Source organism: Luteimonas cucumeris (assembly GCF_007830035.1).
In the GTDB taxonomy this organism is placed as follows: Bacteria; Pseudomonadota; Gammaproteobacteria; order Xanthomonadales; family Xanthomonadaceae; genus Luteimonas_C; species Luteimonas_C cucumeris.
This window is the reverse complement of the sequence record NZ_VLKN01000007.1, coordinates 78,862-100,328: the sequence shown is the minus strand read 5'-3', so window position 1 is coordinate 100,328 and position 21,467 is coordinate 78,862. Positions and strand designations below refer to the sequence as shown.

22 protein-coding genes are annotated in these 21,467 nt (G+C 66.0%); 3 read left to right on the top strand and 19 right to left on the bottom strand.

From position 1 onward, the window contains the following. Window positions 1–61 precede the first annotated feature (61 nt). The 8 genes from IP90_RS14280 to IP90_RS14245 form a co-directional block, all read right to left on the bottom strand. Window positions 62–382, bottom strand: a complete 321-nt coding sequence (locus IP90_RS14280) for a non-heme iron oxygenase ferredoxin subunit (protein ID WP_144900328.1) — start codon at window positions 380–382, stop codon at window positions 62–64. Between the two features lie 58 nt (window positions 383–440). Further along, window positions 441–986 (bottom strand): GNAT family N-acetyltransferase, encoded by a 546-nt coding sequence (locus IP90_RS14275; protein ID WP_144900410.1) that lies wholly within the window; start codon window positions 984–986, stop codon window positions 441–443. Window positions 987–991: 5 nt separating this feature from the next. After that, window positions 992–2,227 carry a cysteine desulfurase gene (locus IP90_RS14270; protein ID WP_425477122.1) on the bottom strand — a complete coding sequence of 412 codons (1,236 nt, stop codon included), beginning with the start codon at window positions 2,225–2,227 and terminating at the stop codon, window positions 992–994. Window positions 2,228–2,232: 5 nt separating this feature from the next. Next, on the bottom strand, window positions 2,233–3,483 hold the full coding sequence (gene sufD, locus IP90_RS14265) for a Fe-S cluster assembly protein SufD (RefSeq protein ID WP_144900326.1): 1,251 nt from the start codon (window positions 3,481–3,483) through the stop codon (window positions 2,233–2,235). Further along, a complete protein-coding gene (gene sufC, locus IP90_RS14260; protein ID WP_144900325.1) occupies window positions 3,483–4,247 on the bottom strand; it encodes a Fe-S cluster assembly ATPase SufC in 765 nt (254 codons plus the stop codon). The genes sufD and sufC overlap by 1 nt, the downstream gene beginning before the upstream one ends. Window positions 4,248–4,349: 102 nt before the next feature. Beyond that, a complete protein-coding gene (sufB, locus tag IP90_RS14255) occupies window positions 4,350–5,789 on the bottom strand; it encodes a Fe-S cluster assembly protein SufB (RefSeq protein ID WP_144900324.1) in 1,440 nt (479 codons plus the stop codon). A gap of 11 nt (window positions 5,790–5,800) precedes the next feature. Further along, window positions 5,801–6,268: an SUF system Fe-S cluster assembly regulator gene (locus IP90_RS14250; protein WP_144900323.1), complete on the bottom strand. Its 468-nt coding sequence runs from the start codon at window positions 6,266–6,268 to the stop codon at window positions 5,801–5,803. A gap of 110 nt (window positions 6,269–6,378) precedes the next feature. Beyond that, complete coding sequence (locus tag IP90_RS14245; protein ID WP_199753496.1) at window positions 6,379–6,936, bottom strand: c-type cytochrome; 558 nt, start codon at window positions 6,934–6,936, stop codon at window positions 6,379–6,381. Window positions 6,937–7,062: 126 nt separating this feature from the next. Here IP90_RS14245 and IP90_RS14240 point away from each other — a divergent pair, with 126 nt between their 5' ends. Then, on the top strand, window positions 7,063–7,533 hold the full coding sequence (locus tag IP90_RS14240) for an SET domain-containing protein (RefSeq protein WP_144900322.1): 471 nt from the start codon (window positions 7,063–7,065) through the stop codon (window positions 7,531–7,533). Between the two features lie 264 nt (window positions 7,534–7,797). Then, window positions 7,798–10,020: a DUF5916 domain-containing protein gene (locus IP90_RS14235; protein ID WP_242007609.1), complete on the top strand. Its 2,223-nt coding sequence runs from the start codon at window positions 7,798–7,800 to the stop codon at window positions 10,018–10,020. 553 nt (window positions 10,021–10,573) lie between these two features. Here IP90_RS14235 and IP90_RS14230 read toward each other — a convergent pair. The 10 genes from IP90_RS14230 to fusA all read right to left on the bottom strand — a co-directional run bounded on the left by IP90_RS14230 (window position 10,574) and on the right by fusA (window position 18,868). Further along, a complete protein-coding gene (locus IP90_RS14230; RefSeq protein ID WP_144900320.1) occupies window positions 10,574–11,281 on the bottom strand; it encodes a major capsid protein in 708 nt (235 codons plus the stop codon). 12 nt (window positions 11,282–11,293) lie between these two features. After that, complete coding sequence (locus tag IP90_RS14225) at window positions 11,294–11,851, bottom strand: DUF1439 domain-containing protein (protein ID WP_158635360.1); 558 nt, start codon at window positions 11,849–11,851, stop codon at window positions 11,294–11,296. An 88-nt stretch (window positions 11,852–11,939) separates the two neighbouring features. Next, complete coding sequence (locus tag IP90_RS14220) at window positions 11,940–12,362, bottom strand: hypothetical protein (protein WP_144900318.1); 423 nt, start codon at window positions 12,360–12,362, stop codon at window positions 11,940–11,942. A gap of 77 nt (window positions 12,363–12,439) precedes the next feature. Continuing rightward, window positions 12,440–12,985, bottom strand: a complete 546-nt coding sequence (locus IP90_RS14215) for a hypothetical protein (RefSeq protein WP_144900317.1) — start codon at window positions 12,983–12,985, stop codon at window positions 12,440–12,442. Window positions 12,986–13,087: 102 nt separating this feature from the next. Beyond that, entirely contained in the window at window positions 13,088–14,050 is a 963-nt protein-coding gene (locus tag IP90_RS14210; protein ID WP_206751918.1) for an alpha/beta fold hydrolase, read from the bottom strand. 30 nt (window positions 14,051–14,080) lie between these two features. Next, window positions 14,081–14,785 (bottom strand): tellurite resistance TerB family protein, encoded by a 705-nt coding sequence (locus IP90_RS14205; RefSeq protein WP_144900315.1) that lies wholly within the window; start codon window positions 14,783–14,785, stop codon window positions 14,081–14,083. Between the two features lie 96 nt (window positions 14,786–14,881). Then, the gene (locus tag IP90_RS14200) at window positions 14,882–15,529 is read right to left on the bottom strand and encodes a LysE family translocator (protein ID WP_158635358.1); all 648 of its coding nucleotides are present in this window, start codon (window positions 15,527–15,529) and stop codon (window positions 14,882–14,884) included. Window positions 15,530–15,627: 98 nt separating this feature from the next. Continuing rightward, window positions 15,628–16,038, bottom strand: coding sequence for a DUF2784 domain-containing protein (locus IP90_RS14195; protein WP_144900313.1), 411 nt, complete (start codon window positions 16,036–16,038; stop codon window positions 15,628–15,630). A gap of 91 nt (window positions 16,039–16,129) precedes the next feature. Continuing rightward, window positions 16,130–16,519: an HU family DNA-binding protein gene (locus tag IP90_RS14190; protein ID WP_144900408.1), complete on the bottom strand. Its 390-nt coding sequence runs from the start codon at window positions 16,517–16,519 to the stop codon at window positions 16,130–16,132. 285 nt (window positions 16,520–16,804) lie between these two features. Further along, window positions 16,805–18,868 carry an elongation factor G gene (fusA, locus tag IP90_RS14185; RefSeq protein WP_144900312.1) on the bottom strand — a complete coding sequence of 688 codons (2,064 nt, stop codon included), beginning with the start codon at window positions 18,866–18,868 and terminating at the stop codon, window positions 16,805–16,807. 254 nt (window positions 18,869–19,122) lie between these two features. Between fusA and IP90_RS14180 the strand changes: the two genes are divergently transcribed. After that, entirely contained in the window at window positions 19,123–19,554 is a 432-nt protein-coding gene (locus IP90_RS14180) for an OsmC family protein (protein ID WP_144900311.1), read from the top strand. Between the two features lie 13 nt (window positions 19,555–19,567). Here IP90_RS14180 and IP90_RS14175 read toward each other — a convergent pair whose 3' ends face one another. Next, a complete protein-coding gene (locus tag IP90_RS14175; RefSeq protein ID WP_144900310.1) occupies window positions 19,568–21,466 on the bottom strand; it encodes a TonB-dependent receptor domain-containing protein in 1,899 nt (632 codons plus the stop codon). Window position 21,467: the final 1 nt, after the last annotated feature.

The window sequence follows — 21,467 nt, the reverse complement described above, 5'->3', positions numbered from 1 at the left end:
CCGACGCGGATTGTAATGATAATGATTCGCAGTTACAAACATCCGCATCGCACGGATCTGGTCAACGGTCGTCGCGCGTCCACACGGCGTCGCCCTCGACCTTGACCGGGAACTTCACCACCGGCGCATACGCCGGCGCGTTGAGCGCGCGGCCGTCGCGCACGTCGAACTTCGAACCGTGCAGCACGCACTCGATGGTGGCTTCCTCGCCGTCGAATTCGCCGGCGGACAATTCGAAGTCCTCGTGGCTGCAGCGGTCCTCCAGCGCGTAGTAATCGCCGTCGTAGTTCACCACCAGGATCGGCGTATCGCCGTCCCAGGCAACCTTGCTTTCGCCGGGAAGCAGTTCCGAAGTCGTGCAGACGCGTACCCAGTCGCTCATCGTCTTTCCCTTGTTGTTGCCAGGTACCGCCGTGATGCGATGCCTTTGCGACGCACGCCTACAGGCGTTTTTCCAGTACTTCGAAACGCAGGTCGTCGCGTTTCGGTCGTCCGAAGCGTTCGTCGCCATGCGGAAACGGCTTGTAGATGCCGGTGCGCACGTAACCGCGTCGCTCGTAGAAGGCGATCAGTTCATCGCGGATGTCGATCACCGTCATCTGCATCGTCGGTAGTTGCCATTCGTCGCGGACCACGCGCTCGGCCTCGTCCAGCAGGCGCTTGCCGATGCCGCTGCCCTGCAGGTCCGGACGCACGGAGAACATGCCGAAATAGCCCGCGCCATCTTCTTCGGCCACGTGCGCGCAGGCCAGCAGTTCGCCGGCCTGTTCCGGGTCGGTCGAAGGGCGCTCGCCGACGAGCACGCGGCTGCGCGGACGCGCCAGGTCCTGGCGCAATACCTCGGGATCGATGCGGTTGCCGTCGAGCAGGTCGGCTTCGGTGGTCCAGCCGGCGCGACTGGCGTCACCGCGGTAGGCGGAGGTGACCAGAGTCACCAGCGCATCCACGTCGGCCGGCGTCGCATCGCGGAAGCGGAGCGGGGCGATGACATTCATGCCAGCAAGCCCCGTACCTTGACGAGTGCGGCGGCAAAACGCTCGACTTCGTCGTGTGTGTTGTAGAACGCCAGCGAGGCGCGACAGGTGGCGGCAACGCCATAGAAATGCATCAGCGGATGCGCGCAGTGGTGGCCGGAACGCACGGCCACGCCTTCCAGGTCGAGCAGCGTGGCCAGGTCATGCGCGTGCGCGCCTTCGACGAGGAAGCTGACCACGGCCGCCTTCTCCTCGGCATTGCCGAAGATGCGCACGCCGTCGATCCGTGCAAGCTCTTCGTTAAGGTGCGCGAGCAATTCCATTTCGCGCGCTTCGACCTGCGACATGCCGAGCGCGTCGAGATAGTCGACGGCAGCGCCAAGCCCGATATGGCCGGCGATGTTCGGCGTTCCGGCTTCGAACTTGTGCGGCGGATCGTTGAACACGGTGCCGTCGAAACGCACTTCCCGGATCATCTCCCCGCCGCCGAGGAACGGCGGCATCGCGGCAAGGTGTTCCTTGCGCGCCCACAAGGCGCCGGTGCCGGTCGGGCCGCACATCTTGTGGCCGGTGAAGGCGTAGAAATCGCAGCCGATCGCGGCAATGTCGACCTTGCGGTGCGGCAGCGCCTGCGAACCATCGATCAGCGTGGCGATGCCGCGCCGGCGCGCCTCGCGGCAGATCTCGCGCACCGGGTTGACGGTGCCGAGCACGTTAGAGACGTGGGTGACTCCTAGCAGCTTCACCTCCGGCGTCATCGCCGCATACAGGGCGTCGAGGTCCAGCGCGCCGTCGGGCGTGATTCCGGCGACCTCGATCGTCGCGCCGGTACGTTGCGCAACCAGTTGCCACGGCACGATGTTGGCGTGGTGTTCCATCTGCGTCAGCAGAATCACATCGCCCGGCTGCAGCCGGGGCAGCGCCCAGGAATAGGCGGCCAGATTGATCGCGAAGGTGGTGCCGCTGCATAGCACCAGTTCATCGGGATGGACGTTGACGAAGCGCGCCAGCTTCCTGCGCGCACCTTCGTAGGCCTCCGTCGCTTCGCTGCCCAGTGTGTGCACCGCACGGCTGACATTGGCGTTGTGACGACGATAGAAATCGTCGACCGTCTCGATCACGCTGCGCGGTTTCTGGCCGGTGTTGGCGCTGTCGAAGTAGAGCAGAGGCCTGCCGTTGACCTGGCGTTCGAGCAGCGGGAAATCGCCGCGGACGGCGCTCCAGTCGACGGCTTTGCCGGCGGTCATGCTCATCTGGTTCATGCGACCGCCAGCTGCTGCAGGCTGGCATCGAGCGCGACGGCCAGCGCATCGCGCAATGCCGGATCGTCGATCACGGTCAGCGGCTCGCGACAGAAGGCCGCGGTCAGCAGTTGCCGCGCTTCCGCTTCGGGCAGCCCGCGCGAGCGCAGGTAGAACATCGCGGTCGGGTCGAGTTGGCCGACGGTCGCGCCGTGCGCGGCCTTGACCTCGTCGGCATGGATCTCGAGCACCGGCTGGGTATCGACCTCCGCGCCTTCGCTGAGCAGCAGGTTCTTGTTGGACAGATTCGCGTCGCTGCCGTCGGCGCCGGCGTGGATGGTGATGCCGCCGTGGAATACCGCGCGTCCGCGTCCGCTGCCGATGCCGCGCCAAAGCAGGTCGCAGGCGGTGTCGCGGGCGATGTGCTCGATGCCCAGGCGCGTGTCGACGTGGCGGCGACCGTCGGCCAGCAGCACGCCGTTGGCGGACAGTCGTGCGTTGTCGCCTTCGAGGCGCACGTTCAGTTCGTGCCGGGAAAGCGCGGCGCCGAGTTCGAGATCCAGGCGATGATAGCCGGCGGCGGATGCGAGCGCCGCGTCGGTGCGCAGGAAAGACGTTGCGCGCGCGGCCTCGCACTGCGCGCGCGCGTGGATCAGCTGCGCGCGTGCAGCCAGTGTGATCGACATGGCATGGTTGGCCAGATGCGCATGCTCGCCGGCGGCGAGATGATGTTCCATCACCACTGCGCGTGCACCTTCGCCCAGTTCGATGCGGTGTCGCAGATGCCAGGCGCGGTCGTTCGCCTGCGGCACGCCCAGGAAAACCAGGTGCACAGGCAGGTCGATGCGTGCGCCGGCCTCGACGCGCAGCACGAAACCTTCATCGGCCAATGCGGCATTCAGCCGGGCAAAGACCTCGTCGGCGCGCTGCGCAATCCTTGCATCCGTTCCGAACCTGGCAGGCAGCGACGAAAGCGCTTGCAGCGTCATGCCGGCCGGTAGCGCTCCGGTATCGGAATGCGCGGCATCGAACCGGCCGTTGACGAAGACCAGCCGCGGTGCGGCGATGCCGGCGATGGCGGCCGCATCGAATGCCGGCATGTCGGTGGACGGCGCGAACGTACGGCGCTCCAGCGCACGCAGCGGCGTGTATTTCCAGGCTTCGCTGCGCGGGCCAGGCAGGCCGTCGCGCAGAGCGGCGTCGAGCGCGGCGCGGCGGGCTGCGTCGCCGTCGAAACCGGAAGCGAGCGAATCGAGCAGGGCGTTCATCAGGCTGCTGCCTGCGGCGCGACACGGTCCTTCACCCAGGCGTAGCCGTGCGCTTCCAGCTCCAGCGCCAGTTCCGGGCCGCCGCTTTCGACGATGCGGCCGTCGGCGAGTACGTGCACCACATCCGGCCGGATGTAGTCGAGCAGGCGCTGGTAGTGGGTGATGACCAGGAATGCGCGTTCCGGCGTGCGCAGCGCATTCACGCCTTCGGCGACGTTCTTCAGCGCATCGATGTCGAGGCCGGAATCGGTTTCGTCCAGCACCGCCAGTTTCGGTTCCAGCACCGCCATCTGGAAGATCTCGTTGCGCTTCTTCTCGCCGCCGCTGAAACCTTCGTTGACGCCGCGCTGCAGCAGCTTGTCGTCCAGGTGCAGCACGGCGAGCTTCTCGCGGACCAGCTTCAGGAACTGCATCGAATCCAGCTCTGCCTGGCCGCGCGCCTTGCGCTGCGCGTTGAGCGCGCTGCGCAGGAAATAAGTGTTGTTGACGCCGGCGATCTCGACCGGGTACTGGAAGGCCATGAACACGCCAGCCGCGGCGCGTTCCTCCGGTGCCAGCGCGAGCAGGTCCTGGCCGTTGTAGCTGACCGTGCCGGCGGTGATCTCGTAACCTTCGCGTCCGGACAGGATGTTGGCCAACGTCGACTTGCCGGCGCCGTTCGGACCCATGATGGCGTGCACCTGGCCTGCTTTCACGTCCAGCGAGAGGCCCTTGAGGATTTCACGGTCGCCGATGCGGGCGTGCAGGTTTTCGATTGTGAGCATGGGATTCGTGGTTCGTTATTTGTGTTTCGTGATTGGTAGTGCAGTGATACGGGTCGTGGATGGGTTTTCGAATCACCAATCACGAATCACCAATGACTGCCCTTAGCCCACTGAGCCTTCCAGCGACACTTCCAGCAGCTTCTTCGCCTCCACCGCGAACTCCATCGGCAATTCGCGGAACACCTGCTTGCAGAAGCCGTCCACGATCAGCGACACCGCATCTTCCTGCGAGATGCCGCGCGAGCGGCAATAGAACAGCTGGTCGTCGCTGATCTTGGAGGTGGTCGCCTCGTGTTCCACCGTTGCGCTCGGGTGCTTGACCTCGATGTAGGGGAAGGTATGCGCGCCGCATTGCTTGCCGATCAGCAGCGAATCGCATTGGGTGTGGTTGCGCGCGCCCTCGGCGCTGCGCTCGACCTTGACCAGGCCGCGGTACGAATTCTGGCCGCGCCCGGCACTGATGCCCTTGCTGACGATCTTGGACTTGGTGCGCTTGCCGACGTGAATCATCTTGGTGCCGGTGTCGGCCTGCTGGCGATGGTGGGTGAGCGCGACCGAATGGAACTCGCCGGTCGAGTCGTCGCCCAGCAGCACGCAGCTGGGGTATTTCCAGGTGATCGCCGACCCGGTCTCGACCTGGGTCCAGCTGATCTTGCTGCGTGCGCCGCGGCACTCGCCGCGCTTGGTGACGAAGTTGTAGATGCCGCCGCGGCCTTCCTCGTCGCCCGGATACCAGTTCTGCACGGTCGAATACTTGATCTCTGCGTCTTCCAGCGCGACCAGTTCCACCACCGCGGCATGCAGCTGGTTTTCGTCGCGCATCGGCGCGGTGCAGCCTTCCAGGTAGGACACGTAGGACTTGTCCTCGGCGATGATCAGGGTTCGCTCGAACTGGCCGGTGTTGATCGCATTGATGCGGAAATAGGTGCTCAGCTCCATCGGGCAGCGCACGCCTTTCGGGATGAACACGAAGCTGCCATCGGAGAACACCGCCGAGTTCAGCGCGGCGAAGTAGTTGTCGCCGGTCGGCACCACGCTGCCCAGGTACTGTCGCACCAGCTCCGGATGATCGTGGATCGCCTCGGACATCGAGCAGAAGATGATGCCTTTCTCGGCCAGTTCCTTGCGGAACGTGGTGCCGACGCTGACCGAGTCGAATACCGCGTCGACGGCGACGCCGGCCAGCTTGGCGCGTTCGTGCAACGGCACGCCGAGCTTGTCGTAGGTGTCGATCAGTTCCTGCGGCACTTCGTCCAGCGAGGCGTACTTGGCTTTCGGGGCGCTGAAATAGCTGATCGCCTGGAAGTCGATCGGCGCGATCTTCAGTTTGGCCCAGTGCGGCACCGGCATGGTCAGCCAGTGGCGGTACGCGGACAGGCGCCACTGCGTCATCCATTCCGGCTCGCCCTTCTTCGCGGACAGGGCGCGGACGACGTCTTCGTCCAGGCCCGGGGCGAACGAGTCGGACTCGATGTCGGTGATGAAGCCGGCGTCGTAGCGGCGGCCCAGTTGTTCGATGATTTCGGCGTTTTCGATGGCCATGATGGCGACCCTCAGTTGCTGGCCAGCGCGGCGGGAATTGTCTTGGCGCCAATCCTGCGCACGGGCGCGGCAGGCACGGGCGGCGCCACCATGTCGGCCAGCGTGACGCCGCGCAGGGCGTCGGCGACGACGTCGTTGATGCGGCGCCAGTTGGCGCGCGCGCTGCAGGATTGTTCGATCCCACAGGCGCCGGCATGGACGCTGCATTCGGTCATGCCCAGCGGACCTTCGATCGCTTCGACGATCTCGATCAGAGAGATGTCGACCGGCGCGCGGGCGAGACGATAGCCGCCGTTGGCGCCGCGAAAGGCCTCGACCAGGCCGGCCTGCGCCAGTGGCTTGAGCACCTTGGCCACGGTCGGTGGTTCCAGGCCGGCGCGTTCGGCCAGTCCGGTCGCGCTGAGCACGGTGTCGGGCGCGCTGGCCAGCACGGTCAGCACCACGCTGGCGTAATCGGTGAGTTTGGTGACCCGGAGCATCTCGTTGGCTCGAAGCGGCCGCGGGCGGCGCTTCTGGCTGGCTGTCCTCTAATGAGGACTGAAATTGTACTGATTCAGCGCGCCGGAGCCAAGCGGAAGGGACGAACGGTTCAGCCGGCCGCGACGGCGACCGGTGGTGCCGCCGGCAGCACCAGCTCGAAGTAAGGACGGGCCGGCGTCTGGCCGGGCGGCAGGTAGGGCGGGGCCGGCGAGCCGGCGGGCCCGAGCGAGCGGATGAAGCGATAGATGGCGCGGCGATCGTCCGCGCTCATCGCGCGCAGGGCGAAGTCCGGCATCAATGGCCGCGTGCGCAGGCTGCCGCTGTAGTCGAGCCATTGCGCCTCGTCCATGTCGGCCAGTTTCAGGCGCAGGTTGGCCGCGTACGTCGTGCCCCACGGGCCCTTGTAACCCATCGGCGAGCCGGTCAGCCATTGCGCCTTGTCGAGGTTGCCCTGCTGCTCGGCATAGCCGGCGGTGTGGCAGTCGTTGCAGCCGGAGGTGCGGATCAGGTACTCGCCGCGGGCCAGCAGCTCGCCGTCGGACGGGATCGGCGCGAATGGTGTCGATGCGGCGCCGACGTGCGCGTTGGCGGCATCTTCGGCGGGCAGCCTGCTGCAGCCGCAACCGATGATCGCGGCGGCGATGGCGAGAATGGGGAAAAGACGCATGGAGGGCTCACGACGGGGAAATGTAGCCAAGCCAAACGTGTCAATCACGATGGACCGGACAGGCGGCGTAGCCTGTGCAGGGTCATTCGGGACACAATGTCGTCTCCCGGACCCATGGAAAACTCGATGCCGCGCAAGAAGATCGCCGCCCGCCTGTCCCCGATCCACGGCAACGGCGTGTTCGCCACCGAAGCGATCAGGAAAGGGGAACGGATCGTCCGCTACAAGGGCAAGCTGCGTACTCACGACGAAGTCGACGAGGCCTACGGCGAGATCGACGAGAACGGCCACACCTTCCTGTTCACCCTCAACGACGAATACGTGGTCGACGCCAACATCGACGGTGGCATCGCGCGCTGGATCAACCACAGCTGCAAGCCCAACTGCGAAGCGGTGATCGAGGAGAACGACAAGGGCAAGCGCCACAAGGACAAGGTGTTCATCGAGGCGATCCGCGACATCAAGCCGGGCGAGGAACTGACCTACAACTACGGCATCGTCCTCGACGAGCCGCATACCGCCAAGGCGAAGAAACTGTGGGCCTGCCTGTGCGGTTCCAGGAACTGCACCGGGACGATGCTGCAGCCCAAGCGCTGAGCTGGCGGGGCGTCCGCTCCGCGGGCGCTTCCACGTTTGCCTGTCACGATGTTGGCGCCGGCGGCTGCGCGTTGGCCGCATTCATCCGTCCTGATCCGTGTCATGGGCGGTTTTTGCATGCTTGTCACCACGGGATGCATGCCAGGCGGAAAAGGTTGCCATGACTGATGCCAGTCGGTAACGCCGATCGCCGTCGGTAAGGTGCGCGTCGTCAGGGCTGAAGCCCGTTGGGGAAAACATCGTATGCGCGGCGCATGTCTGGCCATGGCTGTCCTGTCGGCGCTGTCCGCACCGGCCTATGCGATCGAAGTCGATGGCCGCATCGATCCGGCCGAATGGCAGGGCGCCCAGCACATCACCGACTTCCGCAAGGTGCAGCCGCTGAGCGGCGAGCCCGGTTCGCAGCCGACCGAGGCGTGGATCCTGGCCACGCCGGATGGTCTGGCGATCGCGTTCCGCAATGTCCAGCCAGCGGGCGTGCCGCGCACGCGGCAAATGGTGCAGCGCGACTTCGAGCAGCAGGTCGATCGCGTCAACCTCATGGTCGATTTCGATGGCAGCGGCCGCACCGGCTACAACTTCACCGTGTCCTCGACCGACGGCATCGCCGATGCGGTCATCACCAACGAAAGCCAGTTCAACGACGACTGGGACGGCAACTGGCGGCATGCGGTCAGCGAGGATGCCGACAGCTGGTCGGTGGAGATGCTGATCCCCTGGTACATCGCGCCGATGCACAGGGCCGAGGGCGGCACGCGCACGATGAAGGTCTACCTGGACCGGGTGATCGGTTCCACCGGCGAGCGTGCGGGTTGGCCGGTGGCCAGCTTCGAGCGCCCGCGCTTCCTGTCCGATTTCGCGCCGGTCGTAGTACCGCAGTACAGCCAGTCGCTGTTGGCGATCACGCCCTACGTATCCGGCCTGTACGACAACGTGCATGGCGGCAGCGACTTCGACGGCGGTGCCGACTTCCTGTGGAAGCCGAACGGACAGTTCCAGCTGACGGCAACGATCAACCCTGACTTCGGCCAGGTCGAGAGCGACGACCTGGTGGTCAGTTTCGACGCCACCGAGACCTTCATCAGCGACAAGCGCCCGTTCTTCACCGAGAACCAGGGGTTGTTCGAGTTCACCACGCCATCGGATTTCAGCCAGCTGCTGTATACGCGCCGCATCGGCGCGCCGGCCGATGATGGCAACGGTTCCGGCGACATCACCGCCGCGGTCAAGGTCAACGGCAGCGTCGGCGAGACCAAGTACGGCGTCTTCGCCGCGGACGAGGCGGACGAGGTCGGTCGCTCGTTCCGCGCGTTGCGCCTGGTGCGCGACTTCAGCACGCAGAACCTCGGCATGATGCTGACCCAGGTCGAGCGCCCTTACCTGGACCGCGAAGCCACCGTTTTCGGCGTCGACCACAACTGGCGGCCGACCGAACGCGTCAGCGTGGAGACACGACTGATCGGCAGCCAGATCGACCAGGTCGTCGAAGGCGCCGCGGACGACAGCGTGCGCGACTACGGCGGCACCATGTGGGTCAACTACGAGATGGACCATGGCTGGCGCCAGCAATGGCTGGTGATGCATTTCGGCAACGAGCTGCAGATCAACGACATGGGTTACCTGTCGCGCAACAGCACCAACTACGGCAACTGGCAGGTGATGCGTCGCTTCACCGACCTGCCGGCGGAATCGCGCTACGCCTCCAAGGACTGGCGCGCGCGCATCACCGGCAGCTACAACAACCATGGCGACCGCCTGCAGCAGCAGCTGCGGATCAGCCGGCAGAGTGGCCTGCGCAACGGCAGCAGCGAGTACGCACAGATCAACATCAACAGCGCCGGCGTCGACGACATGCTGACCCGTGGCAATGGCGTGGTGAAGTTGCCGCCCAACTTCAACGCCAATTTCTCGTATGAGCGTCCGCGCAAGGGCAACTGGTCGTACGAGATCGAGGCCCTGGCCTTCAGCAGCGGCCTGGCCGGCAACAGCAAGATCGGCTACAGCGTCGAGTTCCAGCCGACCTATTTCATCAGCGATGCCTTCAGCGTCTATGCCGGCGTCTACGCCGACCGCACGCCGGACTGGCTGTTGTGGCAGCACGACAACCTGATCGGCAGTTTCGACGGCGGCGAATGGCACTTCAATGCCGGCCTCGACTGGAACATCGGCAACAAGCAGGAGCTGCGGGTCAAGCTGCAGGCGTTGGCGATCGATGCGCAAGCGCGCCAGGCCTGGCGCGTGGATTCCGCCGGCAACGCGGTGGCCAGCGACGATCCGATCGAGGATTTCAGCCTGAGCAACCTCGGTTTCCAGATCCGTTACCGCTACGAGCTGGCGCCGTTGTCCTACCTGTACGTGGTCTATGGCCGCGGCGGTTTCAATCAGAACGAATTCTCCGAGAACGGCGGGCGGCTGGTGCGCGACAGCTTCGACCTGCGCGACGACGAGCAGTTGCTGGTCAAGCTGAGCTACCGCTTCGAGTTGTAGTTGTAGCGAGCGATGGGCGTCCCGCCTGCTACACAGTCGTGCCAGATCTGTAAAGCGGAGCTTGCTCCGCTGCTCTTGCTGACATTTTCAAAAAGCTTCCGCCCGCTGCGCGTGCGGGTCACTTTCTCTTGATGGGGCCAAGAGAAAGTAACCAAAGAAAAGGCCCTTCCCCGACAAAGCTCCCGTTGCGCTTGGTCGTCCTCGTAGATTTTCCGACTCGCCATCCTGGCTCGGTCGGAAAACGGCGCGCATCCATGTGCGCCGCCCTCCGGGTCTATGAAGTGGCTTGGTTGACGGTTGCTTCGAGCCACAGCAGTGAGTGTGCTGTGGCTCTCGTGTTGCTGTTGTTCTTGGCCGTCATCCCCGCGAAGGCGGGAGTCGCAAGACCCAATGACTTTGTTTTGCTGTTGTTTGGCTGTGCGAAGCATTTGCCGGCTTTCAGGTCGGACCAATCTTTAGCTGTTGTACTTCCGCTGCCGCAGTCGGATCGCCCTTCGGCCGGCTCAGGCAGGCATTTTTCTCGTCAAGGGCAAGAGCAACAACTGAAGCCGTCTCAGGGCTTCACTTCCCGCAGATCCGCCGATGCGATCCGCCACGCCCGCTGTTCGGCGCTGGCGCCATCGACGACCGCGCGGCGCAGCACGTAGCTGCCCGTGTATCCGCGTACGCTGCCATCGTGCGCGGTGGCATTGATCGCCACCGGCACCTCGATGTAACGCGAACCCGCCGCGGCCTCGACAGGGCCCGGCTTCTGGATGGCGATGGCGACCTGCGCGGTGCCGGCGAAACCGTCGGCGAACTGCTGTGGCGATTGTCCACTGCTGCGGCCTTCGTCCGACCACAGCGAATAAGCGCGCGCGTAGCTGCGGCTGTTGATCGAGTCGTAATAGTCGCGGATCACGGCCACGGCATCGTCCGGCGTGGGCTCGACCGGCGCTGACGCCGGCATTGCAGGATCGCTGCCGTCGCTGCCGACAGCGACGCCGCCGCCGGGCAGGAGCCCGGTTTCGGGATTGGCGGCGTCGAGCGAGCCGTCGACCACGATCGCGTTTTCCACGGGCGCCTGCCCGGTGACAGGCGCGGGCACGGCCGGTGCGGGTTTGTCCGGCATGCCGGTGACAGGTCCCGTACTGCGGGCCGGCGCCGGCAATGCGCTGTCGCCGCTGGCTTCATCCTGGCGAGCGTCAGTCGCGGCTTTGCGATCCGAGCACGCCGGAAGCATCATCGTGCATAGCATTACCAGCAGCATCGCATGCTTCATGTCGGCTCCGTTCTACTGCAGTCGCACGATCACGCGACCCTCGTCGATGTCGACGGCACCGATGCGCCTGCCGGCAGGCAGTTTGTCGAGCAGCGCCGGTTCCAGGCGGTACACCGGTTCGCTGCGTGCGTACTCGGCGAGCAGGCTGTTGACCACACCTCGCGCGCCGCCCTTCAGCAATGCGCCGGTACCGGGCACGTCGAACTGCAGCAGTTCCGGATCGACCAGGTGCAGGCCCTGCGTGGTGGCGTCGTAGCGCAGGCCCGCGCTCAACGCCAGGCGACCGTTCGGCACGCCCTGGCTGCCGAGCGCGCCCATGCCCATGTCGAACTCCAGGCGCAGCCGGTTGTCGCCAGGGGGCAGCGACAAGCGTGGGTTGGCCAGCGTGACCGAAACCAGGCCGCCGAGCTTGTCGAACTCGCGCGGAAAACGCTGGTCCAGATAGCGCTGCAGTTGCGGCGCACTGAAGCTCACCTGGTCGTTGAGCCAGGCCGACATGGCGCCGATCGTCGAGCAGGCGGCCAGGGAAATCGCGATGAGCGCGGCAAAGAAGAAACGTGTGGAAGGCATGCAGGACTCCATGGGCAGGCAGGCAGCCTACGCCGTGGCGGTGAATGGACGGTTAGCGGCGCGACGGCGGCGCGCATGCCGGTTTTGGCTAGAGCACCACGCGTCGCGGCTGCAGGTAGGCGATCAGCACGCCCAGCAGCAGGAAGCGGATCGTGTCCAGCACGACCTGCTTGACCGCGAGCGCCGCCGGCGTCGGCTGCACCGCGAAATAGATCAGGTGCATCGGCACGCTGGCCAGCAGCGCGACCGCCAGGCCGAAGCGCAGGCCCTGGCCGATGGTCGAACGGCCTTCCGAAAATCCGAAGCGGTAAAGCCAGGTCATGGTGAAGCCGATCAGCACGTCGGCCAGCAGCATCCACGGGAACAGGCGCTGCGCGTCTTCGGGCGTGCGCAACAGCGTGCCGACCAGCGGCGCGTAGTCGTCGGCCAGCAGCAGGCCATGCACCACGAAGCCCAGCAGCAGGGTCGCCACCGACATCGCCAGTCCGCAGATCCAGAAACGCTTGTCCATGGTCGACTCCGTGTTCGAGATCAAAGGTGTGTTGTCTGCATTCGAGCCGATACTAGGATCGGCGATGTGATGGCGCGCTAACGACTTTCGGCCTTGACCGAAGCGGAAGTGATTTCCCAGTCGCCCCTGACCGGGTCCAGCGCACGTAGCCGATACCAGCCGCGGTAACGGCGATTGGGCGAGCCGTCCAGGCTCGCGCGCAGTTCGACCGGGATTTCCACTGCGGAAGGCACCGGCTGCGAATCCAGAGGCACGGGTGCCGTGTTCTCGATGCGCAGCGCACGCAGTCCCTGCAGGTTGCGCAGGTCGGCCTCGTTGGACTGCGCCGGCGGGCGGCCGTTGGCCCAGAACGCATCCGCCTTGGCGCGATCCTCGCCGCTGAGCGCGGCCAGGTAGCGATGCAGCGTGTCGGCAGCGCCAGACAGCGCTTGCTGGCGCTGGCTGGCCTGCTGTTGCGCAGCGTCCGCATGCGCTGCGTTTCCGTCGGGGACGATCGCAGTCGCGGTTGGCGATGGCACGGCGTCAACGATCGACGCGTCTTCGCCAGCGCAGGATCTTCCCAGCAGGATCGCAATGCCTGCCAGCAATGCGATCGCGAACAGCCAGAGGCTGCGGTGGGCCATATGCGCTTCCGGGCGGGGCGGTATTGCCCGACATGCTAGCGCCTGCCACGCGTAAGCGGCACATGGCGGCGGCCGGTCGTCGAAGCCGCGTCCGGCGGGCGATCAGTCGCGCGCTTCCACTTTTGCCAGGAATTCGCGCAGTACGGCATTGAAACGTTCCGGCTGGTCGACGAACACGCCGTGCCCCGCATCCTCGATGCTCACCAGCGTCGCGCCGGGAATCTGGCCGGCCATCGCCCGCTGGGCTGCCAGTTCCGGTGATGCGGCCGCGGCGACGACCAGCGTCGGCCGGTCGATCTTCTTCAGTGCGGGGCGCCGGTCGGCGCCGTACAGGTCGAGGACCAGCATCGCGATGCCGGCGCTGACGGGTGTCTGCATCGCGACATCGACGCGTCGTTTCAGGGCTTCGTCGGGCATGGACTTCTTGAATACCGCTTTCATCATGCCTTCCAGGTACGGGCGCTGGTGAGCGGCATAGAGCGCCATGCGTTCGAAGGTCAGCCGCGCGGCGGCGGGATCGCTTTCAATGGCCACGGCACCAGCCGCGACCGGCGAATCCACCAGCACCAGGCCGGCCAGGCGCTGGGTGCCGAAACGTTCGACATAGGCGGCGATGTCCTGCACGCCCTGCGACCAGCCGATCAGCACCACCGGATCCAGCGACAACTCGCGCATCACCGCGTCGATGTCGCCGGCGCGGGCCTCGGGCGTGTTGCTGGCGAGGGTCTTGCTCGACGCGCCCTGCGAGCGCGGATCGATGGCGATGACACGGTGGGTTTTCGAGAAGGCCGCGATCTGCGCGTCCCAGACCGACGCGTCCATGCCCCAGCCGGGCACGAACAGCAGCACGCCGGCGTTGCGATCGCCCTTGTCGACGTAATGGATACGCAAGTCGTCGCTGCTGACGATCTCGCCACTGCTTGCCGTGGCCGGCAGCGAGGCGCCGGCACTGCTGACGATGGCGAACAGGCAGGCGAGCCAGCGTTTGCGTCGGCCTGATGGGGCAGGGAAAGCGGCCACGGTCCCGGGTTCCTTCAGCGGCGGAAACCAAGAGTATCCGGTCATGCCCGGCCGCATCGAGAGGCCCGGCGCGGGTCAGCCGGTCGCGTCGCGCACCTGCTGTTCCAGTCGTGCCTTCAGCCCGTCCTCGAGCTTGAGCTGGCGCGCAAGCTCGTCGAGGTAGGCGCGTTCCATGTAGCTTTGCTCGTCCGCCGCCAGCACGCTGGCCAGGTACATCTCTGAAGCCATTTCCGGCGTGGTCGCGGCGCGCGCCACTTCCGCGGGATCCAGCGGCCGCTCCAGTTCCGTGCTCAGCCACTGGCGCAGTTCGGCGTCGTTGTCGATGCGGCTGAACTCGCCTTCGATCACCGAGCGTTCGCGCGCATCGATATGGCCGTCGGCCTTGGCGGCGGCGACCAGCGCCTGCAGGATCGCGCGGCTGTGCAGTTCGACCTCGGGTGCGGCGATCCGGTCGACCGTGCGCGGTTCAGCCGTGTCGCCATGCTGCTGGCGCTTGTAGTCGCCATAGGCCTTGTAGGCCATCACGCCGAGTGCGGCCAGGCCGCCATAGGTCGCCAGCTTGCGGGTGGTGCGGTTCCTGCCGAGCAGCAGACCCAGCGCACCACCGGCCAGCGCGCCCTTGCCGAAGTCGGCATTGAGCAGGCCACCTTCGCGCGGTGCGTCGCGTCGCTGCGCGGGCACCGGCTGTGAGCCACCACCCAGCAGGCCCTCCAGGCCTCCCGAACCCATTCCCTGTTGCGCGGTTTTCAGCAGCTGGTCGAGAAAGCCCTGGGTCTTCATGCATTGCTCCGTCGCGATGGTTGCGTTACGACCTGTGGGCGAACCGGCCGTGTTCAAGCAGTTTCGCTCATCGTCGCGACGGGTCGCATCGAAGGTTCAGGGCCGCTGTTGCAGCGCTAGCCGCAGGCCCAGGCCCACGAATACCGTGCCGATCAGCCGTTGCCGCCAGCGTGCGACACCCGGTTTTCCGGAAAGCCTGCGACCGAAGCGGCCGATGGTGAAGGCCAGCATCGAGCTGTTGCAGAAACCGATCAGCGACAGCAACACGCCCAGCAGCAGGAACTGCAGCCATACCAGGCCATGCTCCGGATGCACGAACTGCGGCAGGAAGGCGAGGAAGAACACCGCGACCTTGGGATTGAGCACGCCGGTCAGCACCGAGCGAAGGTAGACATGGCGATCCTCGCGCGCTGCAGTCGGCAATGCCGTGTCCGATGTCGCCTGCGTCGCGCCCGTTTCGCGCCAGGCCTTGAGGCCCAGCCAGACCAGATAGGCGGCACCGGCGTACTTGAGTACTTCGAACGCCAATGCCGACGCGGCCAGCAACGCCGACAAGCCCAGCCCGGCGGCGATCGCATGGATCAGCGTGGCGGTTTCCAGTCCCAGTCCCGCGCGCAGTCCGCGCCGCGTGCCGCCTGCGATCGTTTGCGCGACGATCCAGGCCGTGCCGGGCCCGGGTATCAGCACCAGCACGGTGGCCGCGGCCAGGTAGGCGAGCAGGGTGGGGAAGTCGAACAGGGCCATGGACATCGCATCGGGATCGGGCAACGGAGCCTAGCGTGTCCTGCGTGCCAATGGCGACGCCGATGCGTTCCATCGGCAGGCGTGATGCGAGGTGGCGATCAGCGCGTCCTGCGACGTGGCGGCAGCCAGAACCAGCAGGCCAGGGCCAGCGCGGCGAACGCGCTGTACGCGAACACGAAAATCCACCAAGGCGCCTGGAAGAAGATCAGCCGCGACAGCCAGTGTTCGATGAAGGATCCGGCGTAGGCGGTCTGCCCGGCATGCGCCCGCAGCGCCTGTTCCCACAGTGTCAGCGGACACAACTGCCCGAACCAGGACTGCACTGCGATGAAGGCCATCAGCACGAGGTGCGCGACGCGGAAGCGGAAGTCGCGTATCCAGCGCCAGCGGCGCCATGCGCCGACCAGGATTGCGCCCTGGCCCAGTACCACGAAGGCAACGATGCCGACATGCAACGCCAGGATGGCGTCGGCGAGGAGTGCGGCGAAGGAAGGAGAGAGTGCGTGCATGACGCGGGATCATCACGGCAGTCGCGCGGTGCGGCGCTGCCGGAAACCGTCCGGAACGGCGATGTGCCGTTCCGGCGGGATGGCGTCGCGATCAGGCCGCGGCGTCTTTCAGCTTCTTGAGCGGACGCACCTTGACCTTGACCGAAGCCGGCTTGGCAGCGAACCACTGCTCTTCGCCGGTGAACGGGTTCTTGCCCTTGCGCTTCGGCTTGGCCGGCACGGCCACCGAAGTCACCTTGAACAGGCCCGGCAGCGTGAAGGAACCAGCGCCCTTCTTGCTGATCGAACCGGCGATGGCCTGCTCCAGCGAAGCCAGCACGGCCTTGACGTCCTTGCCCAGCACGCCCGTCGCTTCGGCGATGTGGGACACCAGGCCGGACTTGCTCAGCGCTTCCTTGATGGGCTTCGGCGCGCCGCTGGTCTTGGCGGCAGCCTTCTTCGGAGCGGCTTTCTTAGCGGCTTTTTTCGCACTCTTTGCCATAGTTGTCCTGTCGATACTCGTTGGTTGGTTGTCTGGGCCGACCCCGTCGGCAAGCGAAATGTAGGGCATGCGCAGCGCCACGCCAAGCCTTTTTTTCAGGCATTTGGCAGGAGTCGACGAACGGGGATGCGGAAATTACCGGGGTGACGGGCCGGGATATCGTCGCGCGGCCCGGAACGAAGCGGCAATACGCGCTCCTTTTGTCGATGCCCGGCAGCGTTCGCCACGTGATACAGCAATCCTTGCAGGGCGAAGCAAGCTCAGCCCTGCAAGGCGTTGCCGCAATCAGTCTTCCTCGTGCTTCGGCTTGTACGCCTCGACCAGTTTCTGCTGCACCTGCGCCGGCACCGGCTCGTAGTGGCTGAAATCCAGCGAGTAGCGGCCGCGGCCGGCGGTGATCGATTTCAGTTCGGCCGCATAGCCTTCCAGTTCCGACAACGGCACCTGCGCCTTGACCACGATCTCGCCGCCGCGCACCGAGTCGGTGCCGTTGATGCGCGCACGCTTGCTGGCCAGGCCGCCGCTGATGTCGCCCATGTGCTGCTCGGGTGCGTTGACATCCAGGTCGACGATCGGCTCCAGCACCTGCGGCCTGGCCTTGGCGATCGCATCCAGGAACGCCTTCTTGCCGGCGGCGACGAACGCGACCTCCTTGCTGTCCACGGCATGGTGCTTGCCGTCGTAGACGATCACGCGCACGTCCTGCATCGGATAACCGGCGATGGCGCCGCCGGACAGCACCTGGCGCACGCCTTTCTCGACTGCCGGCAGGAACTGACCGGGAATCGTGCCGCCTTTCACTTCATCGACGAACTCGAAGCCGCCGCCGCGCGGCAGTGGTTCGATGCGCAGGAACACCTCGCCGAACTGGCCGGCCCCGCCGGTCTGCTTCTTGTGGCGATGATGTCCATCGGCCTTGGCGCCGACCGTCTCGCGATAGGCGATGCGCGGCGGCCGCGTGCTGACATCGACGCCGTACTTGTCCTTGAGCCGCTGCAGGTTCACGCGCAGGTGCAGGTCGGACAGTCCGCGGACCACGGTCTCGTTGGTTTCCGCCTCGTGCTCGACATGGAAGCAGGGATCCTCCTCGGCCAGCTTGTGCAGCGCGGTGGCGAGCTTCTGTTCCTGCCCCTTGCTGGCGGCGCTGATCGCCAGGCCGAACATCGGACGCGGAAACGACAGCGGTGCCAGGTGGATCTGGTCCTCGTCATGGCTGTCATGCAGCACCGCGTCGAAATGCAGGTCCTCGACCTTGGCCACCGCGGCGATGTCGCCGGGAATCGCCTGCGCGATCTCGGTGTGATCCTTGCCCTTGAGCTTGAACAGGTGCGCGACCTTGAACGGCTTCTTGCCGTCGTCGACGAACAACTGCGTGTCCTTCTTCACGGTGCCCTGGTAGACGCGGAACACGCCGAGCTTGCCGACGAACGGATCGTTGACGATGCGGAACACGTCGGCAATCACGTGCGCGTCCGGATCCGGCCGCGCCTCGATCGGCTGGGCATCGGCGCCGGTGCCTTTCCGGAACGGCGGCGCATTCGCTTCGCCCGGATGCGGGAACAGCCTGCCGGCGACATCGAGCAGTTCCCTGACGCCGGTGCCGCTGCGCGCGGACAGGAAACACACTGGCACCAGGTGGCCTTCGCGCAGGCATTGCTCGAAGGCATCGTGCAGTTCCTCGCCGCTGAGGCCGGACTCGCCGAGGTCGAGGTAATGGTCCATCACCGTTTCGTTGATCTCGACGACCTGGTCGATGATCTTCTGGTGCCAGTCGGCGATCGGACCGAGATCACTGTCGCCCGACGACTGGCCGAAGCAGTCGACGACCGCCTTGCCGCCGTCCGCCGGCAGGTTCAGTGGCAGCACTTCCGGACCGAAGCTGTCGCGCAGCTCGTCGAGCAGGCGCGCGCTGCTGGCGCCGTCGTGGTCGATCTTGTTGATCACGATCACCCGGCACAGGTTGCGCGCCCTGGCGTGCTCCATCATCCGACGCGTGCCGTAGCCGATGCCGCTGTCGGCATCGACCACGATCGCCACCGTTTCCACTGCCGCCAGCGCGGACAGGGTCGGGCCGCGGAAATCCGGATAGCCGGGCGTGTCGATCAGGTTGATGTGGACCGGCGCCTGCCCCGCGGGTGCATGGTCGATGCTGGCGATGGCGGCGTCGATGGAATGGCCGCGTTCCTTTTCCAGCGGATCGAAGTCGGACACCGTGGTGCCGCGTTCGATCGTGCCTGCCGTCTGGATCGTGCCGCCAGCATGCAGCAGGGCTTCGAAAAGCGTTGTTTTGCCGGCGCCAGGGTGGCCTGCCAGGGCCACGTTGCGGATCTGCTCGGTACTGTAGGACATGAGTCCGTTTCTCCCTGTGTCTGGGTGGAAAGGACGTCATGGTCGGCGTGGCGGAAGCGCTGCCTGGTCGCGTCGGGAGTGGTCGCAGCTGGCGACCGCGCGTCGGTCATGGCGGAGGCTAACCTTAGCGCGGCATCGGCGTCGTGCCCAGCGCCGTCGCCGCTGCGGCGCAACATGGCAACGCCTGCGTAACGTATGTCCAACTATTCTGGTCGGCAACCGCAACACACACGACCATCAATCCGGAGAACGACATGGGTATTTCGCGTCACGCCACCGCGCACTGGGAAGGTGACCTCAAGACCGGCCAGGGCCAGCTCAGCACGCCGCAGAGCGGGCTGATGGAGAACACGCGCTATGGTTTCAACAGCCGCTTCGGCGACGTCAAGGGCACCAATCCCGAGGAGCTGATCGCCGCCGCGCATGCCGGCTGCTTCACGATGGCACTGTCCGCCAAGCTGACCGAGGCCGGTCATCCGCCGGAGACGCTGGATACGCGCGCCGAGGTCGACCTGTCGATGGAAGGCGGCCCGACGCTGAGCGCGATCCGGCTGAAGACGAAGGCCAAGGTGCCGGGTATCGACGCGGCGAAATTCCGCGAGATCGCCGACGACGCCAAGCAGAACTGCCCGGTGTCCAAGGCACTGAGCGCGGTGCCGATCACGCTGGAGGCCGAGCTGCTCTGATTCCAGCCATCCTTCATTCGCCCAGCGCCAGGCTCAGCATCACCCGGCGCTCGGGCTCGTAGGACTGGATGCCGCTGCCGCCTACCGTCCAGGCATACCTGTCGGTGGCGTTGTAGACGCGGAGGCGCAGCACGGCCGGTACCGCGTTCCATGCGAAGCGGTAGCGCATTCCGACGTTGAACAGCGTGTAGCCGGGCGTGCGGTAGCGATTGCGATCGTCGATGAATCGCGGCCCGTAATAGGTGGCGTCGGCGTCGATGGAAAATCCACGCCAGCGCGTGGGCGCGTAGTCGAAGCTGGCCAGTGCCAGCTTCGCCGATCGCCCGACCGGCTGCTCGCCGATCTCGCCGGCTTCCACGCGCTCGCCCCGCAACCGCATGCGCATCCAGGAAGCGCCCGCGACCACGTGCAACCCTTCGGCGACATCGCCGGCCAGCGACACTTCGACGCCACGATGCCGGACGTCGTCGAGGAAGCGATAGACGTTGCCGGCGTCGAATCCTGGCTCCGGCTTCTCGATCTCGAACAACGTGCCGATCAGCGACAGCGTGGGCACCGGTTGCCATTTCAGGCCCAGTTCCGACTGCCGCGCCAGCACCGGCGGCAGTACCTGGAAACGGTTGGCCGCGTTCTCGGGCGCGCTGCCTGCTTCTTCGATGCCGCGCGTGGCGGCCACGAACGCCGTCAGTCGCGACGACAGCGGAGCCACCAGCGAGCCGTTGTACAGCCATTGCGCCGAGTTGCGCGTCGCGCGCACGCCACTGGCCTGCGCCACGGTTTCGTCGATCACGACGCGGCGGATTCCGATGTCGGCGGCAAAGCCACGGCGGTGCTGGTAACGCCAGCCCAGCCCCCATTCGTGCTGCGCGATGCGGGTACTGCCTTGGCCTGCGGCCCGGTCGCCGGGCGCCGGCAGTTGCGGCACCGGGCCCCATATCGAGGCATTGCCGACATCGAGGACAGTCGTACGCGGATTGCGGTAGTCCGAGTGCCGGGAACGGGCGAGCAGGGTCAGTTCGTGGCGCTGTCGTTCGCCGGTCCAGTCACGGCGGGCGATGCCTTCCAGGGCTTGCGAATCGATGCCGCGGTCGCGTGCCACCAGCGTCGACGCGGATGTGCGGCCCGCGGCGTCGATGCCGGTGAACAGGTTGAAGTCCGAACGCGGGCGATCCACGCGCGAACGCACGGTGGACAGCGAATAGTCCCAGGCGTTGTCGCGCGCATCGGAGGAAACGATCGCGCCGGAAGTGACGTTGCGCGTATCGAACCGCGACCACGCCTGGCCCAGGTAACGCAATCGCTCGACCTGCGGTAGCCGCACGCCATCGGCCGCGACGAAGCCGACATCGGCCTGGTAGCGCTGGACATAAAGGCCGTGGAAGCCTGTGATCTGCCAGTGTTCGCCCAGTCGCAGGCGCGGCACCAGGCCCACGCCGTAGTACCGGGCTTCATTACCGAACATGTAACGCGCGCTCGGCGAGCCCAGCAGTCCGCCCGACAGCGAGAACCGGCCGTCGTCGCTGCGCCGAGTGAAGAAGCCACGCAGATACGGCCGGGGATTGCTGTCGAGCAGATGCTGGAAACCGAATTCGATGCGGCCGCGCTCGCGCTCGCCCGGTAGCAACCTGTACTGCACGATCCCCGACGGCGCTGGAAAATCGATCGGCAATGCGCTCGCGCCGACCCGGATCTGCGACGAAGCGACGATGGCATCGGTGGGGCCGGCGGCACGCACGAAATAGACGTCCTCGATCCGGTAGTTGCCGGCCTGCTGCAGGTCGAAACCGCGCACCATCGATTCCGAGTACAGACCGATGCTTTCCTGGCCGATGCGGCTGCCGAAGGCGTCGTCCGCGCTGCCGGCCACGTCGTCCTGGGCCTGGGCAGCGACCCCGGAGGCGGTCGCGGCCATG

Excerpts from the sequence above, each read along its gene's own strand:
- IP90_RS14280 (WP_144900328.1), bottom strand. The coding sequence starts at position 382 with ATGAGCGACTGGGTACGCGTCTGCACGACTTCGGAACTGCTTCCCGGC.
- IP90_RS14270 (WP_425477122.1), bottom strand. The coding sequence starts at position 2,227 with ATGAGCATGACCGCCGGCAAAGCCGTCGACTGGAGCGCCGTCCGCGGC.
- sufD (WP_144900326.1), bottom strand. The coding sequence starts at position 3,483 with ATGAACGCCCTGCTCGATTCGCTCGCTTCCGGTTTCGACGGCGACGCA.
- sufC (WP_144900325.1), bottom strand. The coding sequence starts at position 4,247 with ATGCTCACAATCGAAAACCTGCACGCCCGCATCGGCGACCGTGAAATC.
- sufB (WP_144900324.1), bottom strand. The coding sequence starts at position 5,789 with ATGGCCATCGAAAACGCCGAAATCATCGAACAACTGGGCCGCCGCTAC.
- IP90_RS14250 (WP_144900323.1), bottom strand. The coding sequence starts at position 6,268 with ATGCTCCGGGTCACCAAACTCACCGATTACGCCAGCGTGGTGCTGACC.
- IP90_RS14245 (WP_199753496.1), bottom strand. The coding sequence starts at position 6,936 with ATGCGTCTTTTCCCCATTCTCGCCATCGCCGCCGCGATCATCGGTTGC.
- IP90_RS14240 (WP_144900322.1), top strand. The coding sequence starts at position 7,063 with ATGCCGCGCAAGAAGATCGCCGCCCGCCTGTCCCCGATCCACGGCAAC.
- IP90_RS14235 (WP_242007609.1), top strand. The coding sequence starts at position 7,798 with ATGGCTGTCCTGTCGGCGCTGTCCGCACCGGCCTATGCGATCGAAGTC.
- IP90_RS14230 (WP_144900320.1), bottom strand. The coding sequence starts at position 11,281 with ATGAAGCATGCGATGCTGCTGGTAATGCTATGCACGATGATGCTTCCG.
- IP90_RS14225 (WP_158635360.1), bottom strand. The coding sequence starts at position 11,851 with ATGCCTTCCACACGTTTCTTCTTTGCCGCGCTCATCGCGATTTCCCTG.
- IP90_RS14220 (WP_144900318.1), bottom strand. The coding sequence starts at position 12,362 with ATGGACAAGCGTTTCTGGATCTGCGGACTGGCGATGTCGGTGGCGACC.
- IP90_RS14215 (WP_144900317.1), bottom strand. The coding sequence starts at position 12,985 with ATGGCCCACCGCAGCCTCTGGCTGTTCGCGATCGCATTGCTGGCAGGC.
- IP90_RS14210 (WP_206751918.1), bottom strand. The coding sequence starts at position 14,050 with ATGACCGGATACTCTTGGTTTCCGCCGCTGAAGGAACCCGGGACCGTG.
- IP90_RS14205 (WP_144900315.1), bottom strand. The coding sequence starts at position 14,785 with ATGAAGACCCAGGGCTTTCTCGACCAGCTGCTGAAAACCGCGCAACAG.
- IP90_RS14200 (WP_158635358.1), bottom strand. The coding sequence starts at position 15,529 with ATGGCCCTGTTCGACTTCCCCACCCTGCTCGCCTACCTGGCCGCGGCC.
- IP90_RS14195 (WP_144900313.1), bottom strand. The coding sequence starts at position 16,038 with ATGCACGCACTCTCTCCTTCCTTCGCCGCACTCCTCGCCGACGCCATC.
- IP90_RS14190 (WP_144900408.1), bottom strand. The coding sequence starts at position 16,519 with ATGGCAAAGAGTGCGAAAAAAGCCGCTAAGAAAGCCGCTCCGAAGAAG.
- fusA (WP_144900312.1), bottom strand. The coding sequence starts at position 18,868 with ATGTCCTACAGTACCGAGCAGATCCGCAACGTGGCCCTGGCAGGCCAC.
- IP90_RS14180 (WP_144900311.1), top strand. The coding sequence starts at position 19,123 with ATGGGTATTTCGCGTCACGCCACCGCGCACTGGGAAGGTGACCTCAAG.
- IP90_RS14175 (WP_144900310.1), bottom strand. The coding sequence starts at position 21,466 with ATGGCCGCGACCGCCTCCGGGGTCGCTGCCCAGGCCCAGGACGACGTG.